We start from the raw sequence: 979 nt of genomic DNA, 5'->3' as shown, positions 1-979 counted from the left end.
GAAGATCTTGGCGTAGGCGTAGCCCGCATCGGCGGTCACGGTCTGGATCGGAACCCCTGTCGCCTGGGCGACCGCGTCGAGCCGCGCCAGGAGCTGCTCGCCCTCGTTCGTCTCGCCGGTGGTAACTTCGACGTCGAGCACCACGCCGAACACGTCATCGACCACGCCATGTTACCTGTAGCTCGGCTCGAGGCGACGATCGCGGCCGCTCGTTGCCATGCTCGCGTCCGGATCGGTCAGGCAGACTTTCCTGAACTTGCCGGTCTTCTTGGAATTGCGCCGCCGCCGCTCGTCCTGCTGGCCGGGAGCATCCTCGGCGTTCGCCGCGGACACCGCCTCGACGTGGCGGACAGCCAGGCTCTCCCAGGCGACATCGGCGCGGATCAGCGACGCATCCGCGTGCACCACCTCGCCCTTGGCGATGCCGGCGGTGATGCAGGCCTGCGCCGTGCGCTCGAAGATCCGGCGGAACCGGTCAGCGCCCCATCTCTGCCGGACGCGCGTGAGCGAGGAATGGTCTGGTAGACGGTCATGGAGGCCGTAGCCGGCGAACCAGCGGATCGCGAGGTTCACCTGTGCCTCGCGCATCAACCGGCGGTCGTGCACGATCCCCAGCGAGGCAAGCCCGCGAGCATCAGCCGGAGTGCTGCCTCAGGATCTATCCCCGGGCGGCCGACATCCGCGGCGTAGAGTTCGCCGACCTCACCACGCAGCCAGCCGAGATCGAGAACGCGATCGACGCGGGCGAGGACGTGGTCGTCCGGAACAAGATCCCTCAGTGAGCCACAGACGAAGAACTCAAGCTGCCCGCGCTCCCTCGAACCGAGCAGCCGCGCTCTCCCACCGAACTCCGCTCAACCTAACGGAATCAGGAAGAGATGGCTTTTTCAACAGCCCCACCGTACAGCACTGGATGGGCAGGTCTTCGCCCCAGAGCGAGACGAGGGCGGCTTCGAGGCCCGGAGCGCCGTCGACGATC

At 67.2% G+C, this 979-nt stretch carries 1 protein-coding gene and 1 pseudogene; both read right to left on the bottom strand.

All coding sequences use genetic code 11. The annotated features are described in order from the left end of the window. Window positions 1-830: pseudogene (locus FJM51_RS23470) on the bottom strand (transposase); the annotation flags it as partial. Beyond that, window positions 799-979: hypothetical protein (locus tag FJM51_RS24295; protein WP_210240417.1), on the bottom strand; the 181-nt coding region annotated here is incomplete at its 5' end. The gene FJM51_RS24295 and the pseudogene FJM51_RS23470, both read right to left, overlap by 32 nt.

The sequence above is a fragment of the Amaricoccus solimangrovi genome (genome assembly GCF_006385685.1).
Classification (GTDB): domain Bacteria; phylum Pseudomonadota; class Alphaproteobacteria; order Rhodobacterales; family Rhodobacteraceae; genus Amaricoccus; species Amaricoccus solimangrovi.
Note: the sequence above shows the minus strand (reverse complement) of the source record. Positions and strands in the feature narration are given on the sequence as shown.